Genomic DNA, 16,400 nt, shown 5'->3' with positions numbered 1-16,400 from the left:
GACAGACGATACCTCCACTGTGGTTCCTTCCTATACTGCTTTAGATAATCAGTATCGAAAAAAGTTGCAATAAAACACTAATTTTATGGTTTTCCTGAGAGTAAGATGTGCGTACAAATATTTTAGTTGAAGTACTTATCCCTTTGCCATGGGCATCATGTTGTATTTGAGAAAGAATTTCGAGATGGCTGAGCCGATTTCCGCCACGCTCGTATTTTTTGCTGTCTCCGCGCTAACAGTCTTGGCCGGTTGGCTATTTTTCCGACACATCGAGCGGCCGCTACTAACGTTTGTACGAACCAGTCTTTGGCGATCTTAGGTGGTCGCTGGCAAATCCTGTTCGAAATCCTGACGACCGTACTTCATTCGGGAATGCGGGGATGAAAATTAACGGGCCAATGGCGGCCAAAGTAAAGCGTAGCAACAATCGGCATGGCTGGCGATTCCGTGGCCGATGTCCACGCATGCCTTGGGATGAGGTATGGGTCTGCTCGATGCGGGTATGTGGGTCAATGGCGCAACGCAATCACGATCCCGTTTCGCGCAGCGGTACCTGCTGACATGCAGCCGCGGCAGTCCTCTCCAGCCGACACATCCTGACTCCGACTTGGCCGACGCCCGCGGCAACAGGTTGGCATTCATCCGTCGCCTGGAGCCCCAACCAGTCCAAGGTTACCCGATCCGGCGGTAGCCAGACCGGATCGCCGCTCAACGCAAACAGTGGGCCCGCATGGGCGGTGACCAGCGCGCAGGCTCGCCGGAGCAACACGGTATCAAAGACTGCGGGACGTGCGCTCAGGTCCCCATCCTCCATCCTCCGGTAATCGGGATGAGGCCAGTACAGGTTGCCGGTGACCCGGATGAAGCGGGTTGATGGCGGAAACCCGGGCACCACAAAGCCGGTCGGCGCATCGCCCCCGAGCATGACGATCAACGGCGCGGACTTCAGGTTCAGATTTAGCGGCGGAGAGACGGTGAGTGGATCACGATTCCAGGCGCGACGGTCACCCGGACGGAGGAAAAGCTCTGGCGCGGAAAACATGGACAGCGGAACAACGGTGATGATCAGCGCCAAAGCCACCCATACCGCGCTCGGGCTCGACCAAATGAATGCGATTAAGGCCACCATGGTGATGGGCGCCAGGATCTCTAAGACGACCGCATACCGATTGATTGAAAAGATGCCAAGCCACGCGGCATACGAGGCCAGGAAGAACAGGATCACAGTGGCAAACACCAGCCGATCTTGCCTCGATACCGAGGCGGAGAGGCCGGCCAACTTCTTTACGGCTAAAGAGAAAGCGACGGTGATCGCCAGGATCAGCACCATGGCAATACGCAGATCAAACAGGCCGAGATAATTGACGTTACCGAAAACGGAGGTCTTAACGAAAGGGAACAGCAGCATACCGGTAAAATTGTCGGCTTTGAAGCTCGCATCGACGAAATTCACTGCCGGCGCCCAGTCCGATTGGAAAATGTGATTAAACTGCGGAAAAAATGGGTTGCCGGTCATGGAGAAGAGATACCAGCCCCAGGGACCATAACTCGCCATGATACCAAACCCAAGCCCAGCGCCAAGTACCAGGGCGCGCCGCAGTTCTGACTGTCGATGACAGCCCGCTGGCGGCAATATCACCCAGTAGAGGGCCACCGCGGCTAAGCCCAGACAATAAGGCATATTCGTAAGCTTTAGCCCGGCGGCGACACCGCATAGCAGACCCGCAGCGAACACCCGGCCCAGTGTCGGCTGAACACCATGGGTTTGGGGGGCGATCACCAGCAACAGTGAAAGCAGGATCAGGAGCGCGGTGGTATTGTCGCCGTAGGAAGTTCCCAGCTCCAGCAGGTTGATTGGCGAGACAACAGCGATTAGGGTGAGCAAGCCGCAAGCAATTTGGCGCCGTTTACCTGGCAGATGACCACATACGGCGTAGGTCAATAGCCAGACAACCGGGATCAGCAGTGCCTGAACTGCTGCCGCCGCCAGGGTGAAAGCACCGGTACCGAAGCGACTGATTAACCAGTAGGTAGGAAGGTCCAGGACGGGATTAAAATACGACTGACGCATCGCTGGGGCAATATCCCAGTTCAACCGGTTCGTCATTGCCGAAAATCCATTATAATAATGGTAGTTAAATAGGTCCCAATTCGCGTCGACGCCAAGCAACGCCACCATGGCGAACGACCCAACCAACCCCAGGAACGTCAGAACAGCGGTCTCCCGAGGTCGTGGCCAGCGATTAGATAATAGGTCGTTCATAATCATTTTGTGCTCATGCGGGAATCTGAGACAGAAATGATGCGAGTGCGCCGCGCGCCCGTTCTAACGGGTTAGGGAACAGTGCCAAAATGATGATCAAGGCCATGATCGCGGTTAAAGCCCAATCGTTGGCAAGTCCAATTCAGCCAGCAAAGCCGCCAGTTTCTCACGATTCGCGTTGAGCGAGAATTCGCTTTCGACCCGCGCCAGACCACCGTCCGAGAGACGCTGCCAGAGTACCGGGTCCTGATAGAGTCGGACAACAGCCGCCGCGAAATCCGCTGCCGTATCGGCAATCAATGCGCCTTCTTCGTCCCCCAAACGGAGCCCTTCGGCCGCGACCGAGGTGATCACGCACGGCACCCCAAAGCCAAGGCTCGTCACGACCTTGCCTTTCTGTCCGGCACCATAGCGTAATGGCGCGACTGAGAGCCGGGCTTGCGCGAAGATCGGCGCGATGTCTTCCACGAAGCCGAGCACCCGCACACCATCGCCTTCCAAGGCATGGACTTCAGGTACCATGTGACTACCGATGATCGACAGTTCGACAGCAGGAAGTTTGAGCCGGATCAGAGGCCAAATCTCCGAGCAAAACCATAACATTGCATCAACATTCGGAAGGTGTCGGAAACCGCCGACAAAGACGATACCGTCACGAACGGCATCGCTGACACTGCGGCCGGGTATCTCACGCAGAATGGGAATAACACGCACCCTGGCTCCCGGCAGTTCGCTTGCCAGCAGATCCTTCTCGACCGGACTGATGACGATGGTGGTATCCGCGGCGGCAATCACGGCGAGTTCCTGATTCTTCAGCTCCTCGGATTGGGGGCTGGAGGAACACCCGGTTTCCAGCTCAGCGAGGCGCTGCTCCCTCAGGAAATGGAGATCGACAGTATTGAAGATGATGGGTGCGCGGGAACAGCAAGCCCGGACCTTATGTACTAGCCCGAAGGCCATCGTCACGCGCACCAGCATGACCGCGTCGAATTCGCTGCCGCGCGTCTCAAGCACCTGCTCAACGCTGCTTATATGGGGGTGATAAAGGCACTCGACGCCCATCGCCTGGAGGCTGGTCGTATAGCGCCCGAAGTGCAACAGATCAGCCCCCGGAATAAAGGTTATGCGGTAACCGAACTCACTCAGCAGACGGAGATAGTTGAACATGTCGAGTGAGCCGGAGTCTTGGTCCGGTGTCGGGGTACAAGCATCTACGACCAGCATCCGCGCACGCGGACGCCGATCCGCGGAAAGCCGCAGGGGGCGCGACTGGAAATCGCCGTGGGCCGCAAGCTCCATCTGCCACTTTTCCCGGAAGCGTTCGCAATTGCGGACCTGATAGGCCTTCATGCCGCTGGTGAGATCGGTGCCGGCAGTGATCCCCTCGTAGTGAGTGATCTGAGACAGCGGTTGGTAGAGTACGCGCAAGCCGAGCGAGCGCACGGTAAACGCCAAATCCGTATCTTCGTAATAGGCCGGCGCGTAGCATTCATCAAACCCGCCGAGTTCGATAAAGAGCGCACGACGAATCAGCAAAGCCGCCCCGGAGCAATAGTCTACATCACGGGTAAAGCTGAACTCAGGGGCCGTCGGATCAGCAAGTCGACCCCAGTTCCAACCGGTGGCATCGGTCCAGATAATGCCACCAGCTTCCTGCAAACGCCCATCCGGATAGATCAGCTTACTGCCAACCAGGCCAACATCAGGAACATCCTTGAAGATTTGCACCAAATGATCCAGCCATCCCTCATGGACCACCGTATCGTTGTTCAGAAAGAAAATGAACTCGCCGCACGCCGCCTGAGCACCACGGTTACAGGACCCGACGAAACCCAGGTTCTGCGGATTGCGTAAGTAGCGCAGATCCTCCCGGATCGAGAGCCGGGGCTCGGTCGCGTCGGTTGAACCGTCATCGACGACCAACACCTCAATAGAAACCTGGGGGAGTTGCCGGGCAATCGAATCTAGACACGCGAGCGTGTAATCGAGCTTGTTGTACACTGGTATCACGATCGACACCCGTGGCTGCGAAGCGACGCCGCCGGGGATTCTCAGGTCTTCTACGATCGGGGCAAGGGGTCCGGGCTCATCAATGCTGATCCCGCTGTTAGCCGCAGCGGTCGGTTCATGCTCCACTTCGGGCACGTGTTCAATTTCGGATGCCTGTTCAACCCCGGATGCCTGTTCAACCCCGGATGCCTGTTCAACCCCGGATGCCTGTTCAGCCCCGGATACCTGCTCTAGCCAAGCGACATAGGCCGAACTCCCCCGCAATAACGGGGCACCGAGTCGAAACACCGCGGATTTCGTCCGGGAACGGTTCTGCTCGCTCAGTGGCAGTCGATGCCACAAGGCCCGCAGCGTCAACACCAGGCCAGCCCGCGTCGCCTGTAACGCCCGACCCATCCCCCGTACGGGCTTGGTTAGCCGCCAGGACGTGGAGCGGTAGATCTCATTGATCTGCCAATCTCGTTGCGCCAAAGCAGACTCCATCGTCTGGACGCAGCGCTCGGCGCGGGCCAATAGCTCGGCACGTTCGGTCCGGTGGTGCGCCAACAGCTCGGCACGTTCAGTCCGATGGTGCGCCAACAGCTCGGCACGTTCGGTCCGGCGGCTCGCCAAAGCAGACTCCATCGTCTGGATGCAGCGCTCGGCGCGGGCCAATAACTCGGCACGTTCGGTCTGGTGGTGTGCCAACAGCTCGGCACGTTCGGTCCGGTGGTGCACCAACAGGCCAGAATACACCGTTCGGTGACGCGCTAACAGTTCAGCACATTCCGTTCGGTGGTGCACCAATAGTTCGGCACGTTCGGCACGCTGATGCTCCAACAATCCGGCAATCTCAGCGCGGTGATTCGCCAACTCGCTCCATGCACGCAGCGCATCGTCGCGCTGCCGGGTGAGAAGCGCATCGCGTTCGGCGATACCGCCCCGGAGGGCGTCGTTTTCCTCGCGCAGACGCGCAATCTGGTCAATCAGCGCTTGCCCCGAGCTTTGATGGAGCGCGAAAGGTCGGGGTCTTGTTGTATGTCCAACCGACACGTCTGCCGCGATCACAACAGCCATCGCCTCACCGTCCTCCGGACGTGCCGCGGCGATTGGCATCAAATAGTTCATCTGATAATCGAAGTAGCGGCCGATCAGGGGTGGATTGCTCAGCCCAGTATCCTGGAGCGTGGTCAGATCGCCGTTACCGCATGCCAGCAGTCGATCGTTGATCTCCCCCGGATCCAGATCGATCGGCAGCAACCAGGACCAGGACCGGGTCGCCAGCCGCTCCGGGAAGGCACCGAGCAGTGGAGCCGCGATCGGCAACCCGGCCTGCAGACAGGAACTCAGCGTGTAGCTCCAGGTCTCCGGCCAGCGCGCCGGAAACCAGGCGAGATGGGGGCCAAGAAACTTTAGAAGGCCCGGCAACTCGGACTCTTGATAAGCACCGTGAACAATCAACGGGGCCTGTGCGGGCGAGGGTACCGGCCCTAACGGATGCCCCACGAGATGGAATTCCAGCGGCAAGCGGCGGGCCGCGGCATCCAGGGCGCACGCCGTCAATAGATTTAACCCCTTGGCGACAGACAACTGACCGAGCACCACAACGCGCAATGCCGTATCCGGGCCACACCAACGACGCGGGCGCGGCAGCGGGTAGCTAACCGGACTGGGTAGCTGATCGTGTGGCGCACTATGCACAACCAGATCCGGCCAGACACGCTGCAGTCGGGCCGCAGCATCGCGACTCGGCGCCAAGACCCGCGCCGCCCCGGACAACCAGGCGCCCTGAGTGGCCCGCCAGGCCAGGATATCCCTGGAACGGGCTGCCGGATCGGCCGCCAGGCAGCGCCCGCAAACCGCCGCGGCGGGCTGATCGCAAAAATGTCCATTACTATCGATCAGATTGATTCGGGGGCACACCGGCAGAAAGTCATGTACGGTCAGATCGTAGGGCACCGCCAAGGCACCCAGGACCTGCCGCGCCGCCTCCTCGATCCCCAGCAAGTGATGCACATGAACGCGCTCGATGCGCAATGCACGCAGCAGCCTGATCAGGCGATCATGGTCAAGCGTCCGATGGAAGCTGAGGACGGCCGCCTCGCCGCCGCGCTGCCAGGACAACGTCAAATCATCCTCACCCGCGGGACGCAGCACCAGGACCTCGGCCGAGGGTTCGAGCCATAGGGCCAGCTCGCGCAGATGTCGCTCCACACCTCCGCCCCAGTCATGGCTGATAAACAACAGGCGTCGCCGTGGCGAACGCGCCAGGCGTTGCCAGTCGACCCGCTGGCGCAGCGCCCGCGCCGGATCCTTTCTGATGTGCTCTGCTACGATCAGGTCATAAGCCGGGTGCCGCTCGCGCAACGTCAGTCCCGCCTGGGCCACCAGCGCCGCCTTATCGTTGCCGAAGCTGACGCCCCCGCGATGCAAGACAAACACATCGGCGGCCAGACGGTGACGCCACCCGGCATAGCGCGCGCGCATGCTGAAGTCATTTTCTTCGCCATAGCCGCGCCCGAAGGCGAAAGCGTCGAAAAGACCAACGGCTTGCAAACAGTCGCGTCGGATATAGGTACAGTAACCCACCGAGGTCGGCAAATCGACGCCCGCATCAGGATTGATCTTACGCATCAGGGCATCGAGCGCCGCGACACTCCATCCCGCGGGAAGTGCATTATCAACGCAGAACAACGGGTAAGCGCAAATCGTCGCACCGCTATTTGCAAAGGGTGTCACGGTGCCGACATCCGCCGCTTGATAGGCGGCAGCGCGCAGCCGATCGAGCCAATCGTTCGCCACCTCGGTATCGCTGTTCAACAGGATGACATCCCGATCATCATGCAAGGCCATACCGCGGTTCACGGAGACGATGAACCCCTGATTCTCCGCGTTCTCCAGCAGGGTCAAACGTCCCTGCTCCGCAAGCCCGCGCAGCCATTCGCGCAAGGCCGGCTCGGGACCGCAGTCATCAATGACGACCAACTCGAATGGCACGGTGACGGGCGCGTTTAGCACACTTTCGATACAGGCCCGGGTCTCGGCCAGACCGGCATACACCGGCACGATCACATCCACTATCGTCGGACTCGGAACTGGTAAAGCCGCAGCCGTCAACTCGCTCAACACCCGCTCCCGCGGCACGCACGCCACGATGAACTGATAGGTCTCGGCGTCTTCGGCGACGAGCAGCAGGTCGCGCACCGGCGGCGGCAAATCAGTCAGGGCCGCGGGCGAAAACTCACTCTGGGTAATCGGCACCCGCACCTGATCGATCTGCAGAGCGCGCCACCCGGACTCAGTCAGCAACCGTTTGAGCGAGGCGCGGGTAAAGAAACGCAGATGGGTCCGATCCAGCAAACCTTCCTGACGGTAACGCAGTTCGCCGCCAATCAACTCGGCAATCAGCCCGACGTGCGCCACATTCGGCACCGAAAGCAGCAACTGCCCATCCTGCTTGAGCAGGCCGGCGAGCCGGCACAGCAGGGCTTCCGGCGCAATGAGATGTTCCAGGATGTCGGCACAAACGATAAAATCGTAACGCGCAGATCCGACCAACGCAGCCGGATCTTCCAGATTGAGATCCGCCACCCACAAGGAGCGAAAGGCTCGCTGTCCCTGCTCAGCGGACGCGGGGTCGTATTCGATGCCATCGACGTAACAGGCCCGTTCCTCCATCAAATACGTCGCCAATACGCCCGGCCCGGCGCCAAGGTCGAGCACCTCCGAGCCGGGACGGACGAGGCGGGCGAGTTTCGCCAGGGAATCCTGCGCCTCTGGATCAAAAAGGCGGTGATACTGATGGGACATAAGGGTGACTCTCTATAACCGCTAGAGCGCGCAGCGATCAGCCGATCCGTTCAAGCGCGATACGCGCCATCGGAATACCGATCAGGCCCGTGGTGACACTGCTCGTATGGGCTCGAAATAACAGGGCATCATGCGCCCAGTGATGATGGATGTGATCGCTTTGACTTCCTTCGGCCACACCAATATCCACAGAGTATTCACCGGGAGGCAGAATCGGTAAAGCGAAGGCAAAGCGGGCCTCAAAGTGATCACCCGCGGTGACCGGCAGCGGATCATGCGCGCGGGTCAAAAAAGTATTGTCGCCGAACAACAGTTGGCCGAGGCGGTCCTTCACGAAAAAACCGACAATCGGACGCGCAACGGCAGTCATTGCCTCGACCTGCACCACCAGTTCGACGTCGCTGCCGCCGACCGCCCAAGCGAGGCGATTGCCATGCGCGTCCCGCAGTGCCACATCAATGACACGTGCCCCGCCGGCACCATGGGCGATGGCGTCGGGACTGAAGTTGAAGATCTCGATATCGTTACGGAACCGACTGTGATTCAGGTAAGACAGCCGCTGATCCAGGACGCGCGTCGGCCGTCGCTCCGCTGCCGCAGGCTCCGTTGTCGGCGAACTGACCGAGCCGACGCCCAACTCCCGTCGCTGTTGATCGGAGATGTCGGCAAGATAGGCTTCGCACACCTCCTTGGCGACCCCCTGCTGCCGCACTGAGCCATGATCCAGCCACACCGCCCGAGCGCAAAGATTGAGGACCGCGCTCGTATCGTGGCTGACGAACAGCAAGGTACCGGTCTCCCGAAATTGCCGCAAGAAACGCATACATTTCTGGGTGAAGAAACCGTCGCCGACCGCCAGCGCCTCGTCGATGATCAGGATATCCGCGTCGACATGAGCAATCACCGCAAAGGCGAGCCGCACGAACATACCGCTGGAATAGGTCTTGACCGGCTGATCAATGAACTCCCCGATGTCCGCGAACGCGAGAATGTCCGGCAGACGCGCATCAATCTCGGCTGGCGTCAGACCGAGCAAGGTGGCATTCATGCGCACATTATCGAGACCGCTGAACTCCGGATTGAATCCGGCGCCGAGCTCCAGAAGGGCCGCAACCCTTCCGAACACCGCAATGTCTCCGGTCGTCGGCGTCAGGGTGCTGCAGATCATCTGCAACAACGTGGACTTGCCGGAGCCATTGCGCCCGATGATTCCGACAGTCTCACCACGGTGCACCGTAAAAGATACATCCCGTAGTGCCCAAAACTCGCGGTAGAAAGTGCGCCGACCGCGCCAGAGGGTTTGCTTGAGCCGATCCTGGGGATGCGCATAGACCTGGTAACACTTGCTCAAGCCCTCAACGCAAATCATCGGCTCGACGGACATCGACAAACCTCCAGCGCACCCTAATCCGTGACATCAGGGGCATTTTGAAACCCGCCACGAGGAATCAACCTGTCGGCTCACAGGATCTTCGGCGCCGATTCGGGAATCGGACCCGCGGCAGCGTTGGTTACAGTAAAACCCTAATGGTGCCGCGATGCGGCCTGGGAAAGTCCAGGATCGGAATGCCACGGCACCAACGGCCTTGATCGTAATCCCGGCCACCGGTGTGCGTAGTCAGGGCTTCCAGCCCTGACGGTGTCAGGCCAGGATGGCCTGACTACGCACCCGGCGAGCCCAAGTGGCCGGAATCTTGATCGAGGCCGCACCAAGCAACCAATTAGCAAGGCGTGGCATTATAGCGGATCAGCCATTCCAACACACTGCGAACGCCGTGCAGCGAGGCTGCGCCCAGCCGCGTATCCGTCACCGTAGGGGGAGATGCCACGCCCGGATCGATGGGGCGCGCGGCGCTAGGTCGCGGCACGCGTCGCCCTGCCTTCCAACAGGTGCGCGACCGCGCGATCGGTCAGCGGGGCCTGGCTCAGCACCCGCGCGGTCCCTTCGCGCAGATGTTCGGCGAGGCTGGGAGTCGCCAACGTCACGGTGTTCTCGCCCTGGCGGTTGGCGAACAGACAGACCCCACGCAGTTCACTGATCCAGTTGAGACGCAGGGTTTTGCGCGTCCCCCGGAAACTCTCGAACTCGACCCAGGCGCCAACGCCCAGGGAACGGGCGAGCCACAGATGGCGGTCCTCTTTGGGCACCGGCTGGCTCACCGCGGCGATCGGATCCGCTGGACGGTATTCGATGCCCGACGGACCATCGACCAGTTCCAGGGTCCGCAGACCTTTGCGCGTATTTTGCTTTGACAGGGTCGGCAGCACCGGCGCGAGTGCCGTATCCGATGGCTCGCGTTGGCTGTCCGGGATGCCGTCCTTATGCAGTGCCGCAACGTGCAGCTTGATCAACTGACCAAAGAAGGGATCCCAGGCGTCATTGCGCCCGACGGCCTCGATTGCGGTACGCAGTCGTTTCAGCAAGTCCGGCAACAGTGTGAGAAGCCGGTTGCGCTCCGCCGCTCCCCGCTTTGGCTGGACACTCCAGATCAGGTCATCCAGCGCGGCCAAGGCCGCGACCCACGGGGCTCCCTCGCCGCCCGAGCGAACATAGGTGCGCGTCAGCACCAGGCGCCAGTGGCAGTCGAGGAATTCGGCGACCAGGGCAGGCACACCGCGCTGCGCCAATCGCCTGTGGATCTCCGCGTCCACGCGTGTCTTGACGACCTCCTGGCGCTCGCGTTGCGCGAGTTGGTCCACCGTAGCGGTGGTTCGGGTCTGCGCCTGCGCGTCCTCGTCCTGGAGGAAGTCATCGAGCTTGAGCGCCTGCTTGGCAAAGACGTTGATGTCGGTATCAAAGCCGGTAACCACGGCATCGACGATGGGTTGGATTCTGGCCATCAGACGGGGTTCATCGGCTTGGTTGCGGCCCACCCCCGAGTTGGCGATGAGATCAAGCAAACGCCGGGCCGGATGCCGCTTGTTGGAGAAGAAGGCTTTATCCAGCAGGGCCGCCTTGAGCACCGGAATCTGAAGCTTGGCGATCTGCGCGCGCAGCGTTACCGACAGGTCGGGGTCGTCGAAGATGGCATCAAAAAGCATGGCCACGATATCGATCGTCAAGGCATCGACCGGGTGCGATCGACTGACCATCGCCGTGGCGCGCAGTTGCCGCAGGACGGTGGTGGATATCGGGTCGATCGGCACCTGACCCAGGCCAGCCAGGTGACGGGTATCCGCACGGCCGAGTTGCAGGCGGGTCAGGGACTCGATCAGTTGGGCCAACCCGAGCGACGACTCCGGCGGGCGGGACCCTGCAGACGGTCCCAGCCGCCCGTGAGGGTTGCCCGTGGCGGTCGCGATTACTCGCGCAAGTTGGGCAAAGACCTCGTTTTCGAACTGGGCGGGCGCACCATGATCCGTCAGGTCGAAACCTGCCCCGGCGATCCGCGGTACGGCGACGCTTGGTTCAGAGTCAACCACGCCCAGGGACGACGACGACCCTGACGACACGGGTTCAAGCGACGCGGCGCTGTGCACCGCGGCAGGCATCCCGACCGGGATCTCGGGCAGGATGCCATAGTCGATGAGATGGCGGTTGAGGTCGTTGTAGATACTCGGAAGTTCAGCTGCGGTCTGACGTTCGAACTGTTTGAGGAGCATCAGCGCCACCTGATCCCCGACCTTGAGTACGGCAAACACATTGAGCATGGCCGCAAACAGGGCGCGCGGGTAGAGCGGATTGTCGTCCTGGCTGATCCATGGGAGCTGCAGCAGCGCGGCGAGGCGCCGGTCGAGCGCGCTCAGTTGTGATGCGCAGCGACAAGCGGCACGGACCGCAAGCTTGTCGATCGCCAGATCACGCTGGAAGTCATCGGCGTCGATCAGGCGGCAGTCGGCGTCGCCCTCCGGGACACTGCGGCCGCGTTGGAGCGCGGAGACGTTATGATCAAAGAAGTGGACATAGCTGGCCCGGAACTGTGCCAGCAGCACTTGACCACGATTGCTCAACAGATTCATCGCGGCGAAACACAACTGCTGCTGATTCAGGCTGGTGGCACGATCGGCCATGCCGAGCAAGTCGTCGTTCGCGCGCCCCAGGTTCTCGGCAAAGGCCGTTGCAACACCCTGGGCAAGCCGGTCGCGGCAGACCATGAGCAGGTCAGCCGCATCGACACGCGGTTGTCCCGCCTCGGGACTGGCGATTTTGGCTGCGAGGGGCAGCGCATTCGATGATTGGTGATCCGGCATGGACTAGGTCCCAGCAGGCAAAACCACTCTGCGCCTTACGGCACAAAGACCAGCCTAGCTTGGCAATGGAGCGCGTGTTCGGTTGTCACCGATCTGCCGGCCCGCATTCTCTCGTTCTTGGAAAGCACACTTTGATGCCAAGTATAAAAGGGACTCTTGCGTCACACTGCCGATCCGATCACATCTCTGGCGATTTCTGCCAGTCCCCTGAGCTGGCATTCAGAACACCGAGGGCGCCGTCATCCTCCGTTCATCTTCTCTGCGCGTCAGCCGGGATAATCCGGTCATGATTCGCCGAAGCCGCATCGCGGCCCCATCAGCCCCGCGCAAGCAGCAGGTGAGCCAGACCCATGCCGGTGACCGTCAGTACAAGCGAGCCGGCGAGGTGAGCGCCCGCGGCGGCGAGGCCCCAGCCGTACTCGCCCCGCGCGAGCATGGTCACCACTTCAGCGGAAAAGGTCGAAAAAGTCGTGAGTCCGCCGAGAAAACCGGTGATGACGAAGAGCCGCAACTCCGGCGGGAGGCCTGGATGGCGCCCCATCCAGGCCACGGCGAGGCCCACCAGCAAGCCGCCCAGGAGGTTGGCGGCCAGGGTTCCCAACGGCAAGGAGGGAAAGAGGGGATTAAGCCGCAAGCCCAATCCCCAGCGCAGCAGGGCGCCCAGACCCGCTCCGGAGAACACGGCAAGGAGGGCGAGGATGTTCATGACCCGTTAACCAAGAAAGCGCCCTCGGCACGCGGCGCGTAACTGTTGTGGGCCGGGGTCAATCTTCCTTGAACGCTCGCGCCAACCGGTCGGTCAACGGGCGTACCAGATACTCGAAGAAAGTCCGCTCCCCGGTCTTGATCATGACCTCCGCCGGCATGCCAGGAAGCAAAGTACGTTTACCCAAAGCGGCAAGACCCTCGGTGGTCACCTGGATACGTGCCAGGTAATACGAGAACCCATTCGCCGGGTCCGTCAGCCGATCCGCGGAGATCGTCAAGACCTTGCCCGGCACCGTCGGAGTCAGTCGCGCATTGAATGCGCTGAAGCGAATCTCAGACTCCAGACCAGGCGCCACGCGGTCGATGTCCTGCGGCCGGACGCGCGCTTCCACCAGCAGCGGCTCGCCTCGCGGAATGATATCCATGATCATGTCACCAGGGCGCAGCACCCCGCCGACCGTATGAATCTTCATGCCAACCACGGACCCGTCGACCGGTGCTCTGATCACCGTACGCTCGACGGTCTTCTCCAGTGCGCCCATCCGTTCACGCAGGTCCGAGAGCGTCGTTTGGACGGCACGCAACTGTTCAGCGACTTCACTTGAGAAATTGCGTTCCACCTGAACGATCTGCAACCGGGTCTCGCCGATCTGCACCTTCGCCCCAGCGATTGCCGCCTGGTGTTGACCGCGGTCACCCGACACCTCGGCAATCAACCGTTGCGACTCACGCAAGCGACCCTTATCGCCAAGCCCTTTCGCGAACAGTTTATTTAAGCCATCGATCTCCTCCTGATAGAGCGCGATTCGATCGGTTTCGCTTGCAGTCAAGGCTTCGAACCCGCGAACCTGTTCGTCGAGCTGACCGATACGTTGCTGCAGCACCTCGATTTCTCCATCCCTGGCCTTACGCCTGGTCTCAAAGACACGCTGCTGCCCGGTAATCGCCAGGTGTACCCGCGGGTCCACCTGCGCGCCCAACAGATCTTCCGGAAAGTCGATCGCATTGCGCTCATCACGCTCGGCGATCAACCGGGCCTCCTCGGCGCGCTGCGCCAGGTATTGACTGCGGATAATCTCCAACTGCGCCCGGGCATCGGTGTCGTCGAGCCGCATCAGCACTTGGCCGGTCTTCACCGAATCGCCTTCGCGCACGGTGATCTCAGTCAAGATACCGCCTTCGAAATGCTGAATCGTCTTACGGGAAGATTCAACGTTGACCATCCCTTCGGCGACAACCGCACTATCGATCGGGGCCAGTGCGGACCACAGGCCCAAGCCGCCGAATCCGATCAGCAGGATCAGCACCCCCAGGATGCGCTCAGGGCGATCAGTGGTACGCAAACAAGTGGAGTCGGCGAGTGTTTTGACCGGTAGGGGAATTACGGTGGCGTTCATTGGAGTCCGTCGATGCAGGGTTCGCTCCCTCCCCCCATCACGAGGGAGGAGACGTGAGGGGCCGTACGGTTAGCGCGCCAGGCTGAGTGCAGGGTCGGCGCGGGTTATCGCCGCGGGCTTGATGAGTTGCGCCAGCACCTGATCGCGGGGCGCAAACAAGGCGATGGCACCCTCGCGCAACGCGAGGATCTTATCCACGCTGTTCAAGACGCTCGGTCGGTGGGTGATGATAAACACCGTCGCGCGCTCCGCCTTGAGCTGGGCAATGGCCGCAACCAGCGCGGCCTCTCCCTGATCATCGAGATTGGAATTGGGTTCGTCCAGCACGACCAGGGCCGGTTTGCCATACAGTGCCCGAGCCAGGCCAATGCGTTGTCGTTGACCGCCCGAAAGCACCGCGCCGCCTTCACCGATGGGGGTATCGTAGCCCTTCGGCAGACGCAGAATCATGTCATGTACGCAGGCGCGCTGCGCCGCCGCAACGACCTTCGCCGGGTCGATGACCGCGAAGCGCGCGATGTTCTCACTGACCGTGCCATCGAAGAGTTCCACATCCTGAGGCAGATAGCCGATGAATGGGCCGAGCTGTTCGCGGTTCCAGTTGGCGATATCAGCGCCATCGATGCGCACGGTGCCCGAGGCGATCGGCCAGACACCGAGTAGCACCCGCGCGAGCGTCGATTTACCCGCGGCGCTGGGGCCGATAATGGCCACCACCTCACCGGCGGACACTTCAAAGCTGATCCGTTTCAGGACCGCCACATCAGAGCCGGGGGGGATGGCCACCACGTCCTCCACTGAAACGCGCCCCTTCGGCGCGGGCAGGCTCATCTTCGGGAGCCGCTGGGGAATGGCATGCAGCAGTTCACGCAAGCGCTCATAGGCGCTGCGCGCCCCGAGAAACCCCTTCCAGGTGCCGATCAGCATATCCACTGGGGCAAGCGCCCGCCCCATCAGGATCGACCCGGCAATCATGACGCCGGGGGTCACGATCTGCTGGATCGCCAGGTAGGCGCCAACACCCAACACCAAGGACTGCAAGGTGATCCGCACCGCCTTACTGGTGTTGGCAAGCAGACCGGCACGGTCACTCGCCAGGGCCTGAAGTTTCAGCACTTCCACATGGCGTGTCAGCCAGCGCTCCTGCACATTGTGGAGCATGCCCATGGCCTCCAGCGCCTCGGCATTACGCAGATTCGCGGAGACGTATTGATTGGTCGCAACCGACAGGGTGTTGGCCTGGCCCAGTGGATTGCGCGTGAGCAACTCGTTGGCGAACGCCAGCCCGATCAACAGCACCGAGCCACCAACGGCCAGCCAACCAATCCAGGGATGCAGCAGGAACAGGACGGCAAGATAGACGGGTATCCAGGGGACGTCGAAAAACCCGAAGAGCCCGTTGCCGGTCAGAAACTGACGCAAGGTACCCAGGTCCTGAATCGGTTGTGCCCCCGCCCCCTTGCGCCCGCGCAGACCGGCATCGAACATGGCGGTAAAGAGACGGGCGTTGAGCGACATATCGATCCGCGCCCCGACCCGCACCAGGATCCGCGAGCGCACGAACTCCAGCGCTGCCATGATCGCGTAGAGACCCACGGCCAGGATGGTCAGCATCAACAGGGTCGTTTCGCTGCTGCTCGCCAGGACGCGGTCGTAGACCTGCAGCATGTAAAGTGCCGGCACCAACAATAAGAGGTTAATGAACAGGCTGAACAGACCGGCATAGAGGAAAGAGTCCCGGCTGGCCTGCAGCGCGGCGCGCAGTTCATCGCGTGGTGGTTTGGCTTTCGACACGATTGAATACCGGACTCGGGGAAGGGCGAGCACGCGGGCAACGGCTTGCTCGCGGTCGTGATAGACCGTAACACAAGAGTATACCAGGATCGCAGGTGGGTGGGCACCAGCAATTCCAAATTTGACCCTACCCCGTATTTGGCCGGCTTCGGGGCTTGCGCGAAGCCGGCCGCAGACCCTCCAGCATGAAGTCAAACAGGTCATCCCAGGAGTCGAAAGGCAGATACTGAGAAAGCGCGCGCAGGTGT

7 protein-coding genes are annotated in these 16,400 nt (G+C 61.1%); all 7 read right to left on the bottom strand.

Translation table 11 applies throughout. The features are described 5' to 3' along the window. Positions 1 to 526 precede the first annotated feature (526 nt). The 7 genes from QZY03_RS21130 to QZY03_RS21100 all read right to left on the bottom strand — a co-directional run bounded on the left by QZY03_RS21130 (position 527) and on the right by QZY03_RS21100 (position 16,152). Positions 527 to 2,269 (bottom strand): hypothetical protein, encoded by a 1,743-nt coding sequence (locus QZY03_RS21130; RefSeq protein ID WP_295584317.1) that lies wholly within the window; start codon positions 2,267 to 2,269, stop codon positions 527 to 529. Between the two features lie 108 nt (positions 2,270 to 2,377). Continuing rightward, a complete protein-coding gene (locus tag QZY03_RS21125) occupies positions 2,378 to 8,062 on the bottom strand; it encodes a glycosyltransferase (protein WP_295584315.1) in 5,685 nt (1,894 codons plus the stop codon). Positions 8,063 to 8,099: 37 nt separating this feature from the next. After that, positions 8,100 to 9,446, bottom strand: coding sequence for an ABC transporter ATP-binding protein (locus tag QZY03_RS21120; RefSeq protein WP_295584313.1), 1,347 nt, complete (start codon positions 9,444 to 9,446; stop codon positions 8,100 to 8,102). Positions 9,447 to 9,916: 470 nt separating this feature from the next. Then, positions 9,917 to 12,253 carry a DUF1631 domain-containing protein gene (locus QZY03_RS21115; protein ID WP_295584312.1) on the bottom strand — a complete coding sequence of 779 codons (2,337 nt, stop codon included), beginning with the start codon at positions 12,251 to 12,253 and terminating at the stop codon, positions 9,917 to 9,919. A 316-nt stretch (positions 12,254 to 12,569) separates the two neighbouring features. Then, entirely contained in the window at positions 12,570 to 12,959 is a 390-nt protein-coding gene (gene crcB / locus QZY03_RS21110) for a fluoride efflux transporter CrcB (RefSeq protein WP_295584310.1), read from the bottom strand. A gap of 58 nt (positions 12,960 to 13,017) precedes the next feature. Then, positions 13,018 to 14,358 carry an HlyD family type I secretion periplasmic adaptor subunit gene (locus tag QZY03_RS21105; protein WP_295584308.1) on the bottom strand — a complete coding sequence of 447 codons (1,341 nt, stop codon included), beginning with the start codon at positions 14,356 to 14,358 and terminating at the stop codon, positions 13,018 to 13,020. 69 nt (positions 14,359 to 14,427) lie between these two features. Further along, positions 14,428 to 16,152, bottom strand: a complete 1,725-nt coding sequence (locus tag QZY03_RS21100; RefSeq protein WP_295584306.1) for a type I secretion system permease/ATPase — start codon at positions 16,150 to 16,152, stop codon at positions 14,428 to 14,430. Between the last annotated feature and the right edge of the window lie 248 nt (positions 16,153 to 16,400).

Source organism: uncultured Lamprocystis sp. (assembly GCF_903933125.1).
Taxonomy (GTDB): domain Bacteria; phylum Pseudomonadota; class Gammaproteobacteria; order Chromatiales; family Chromatiaceae; genus Thiodictyon.
The sequence above is the reverse complement of the archived record's forward strand: the minus strand, read 5'-3'. Positions and strand labels throughout refer to the sequence as shown.

Coding starts and splice junctions, on each gene's coding strand:
- crcB (WP_295584310.1), bottom strand. CDS start 12,959: ATGAACATCCTCGCCCTCCTTGCCGTGTTCTCCGGAGCGGGTCTGGGC.
- QZY03_RS21130 (WP_295584317.1), bottom strand. CDS start 2,269: ATGATTATGAACGACCTATTATCTAATCGCTGGCCACGACCTCGGGAG.
- QZY03_RS21105 (WP_295584308.1), bottom strand. CDS start 14,358: ATGAACGCCACCGTAATTCCCCTACCGGTCAAAACACTCGCCGACTCC.
- QZY03_RS21115 (WP_295584312.1), bottom strand. CDS start 12,253: ATGCCGGATCACCAATCATCGAATGCGCTGCCCCTCGCAGCCAAAATC.
- QZY03_RS21125 (WP_295584315.1), bottom strand. CDS start 8,062: ATGTCCCATCAGTATCACCGCCTTTTTGATCCAGAGGCGCAGGATTCC.
- QZY03_RS21120 (WP_295584313.1), bottom strand. CDS start 9,446: ATGTCCGTCGAGCCGATGATTTGCGTTGAGGGCTTGAGCAAGTGTTAC.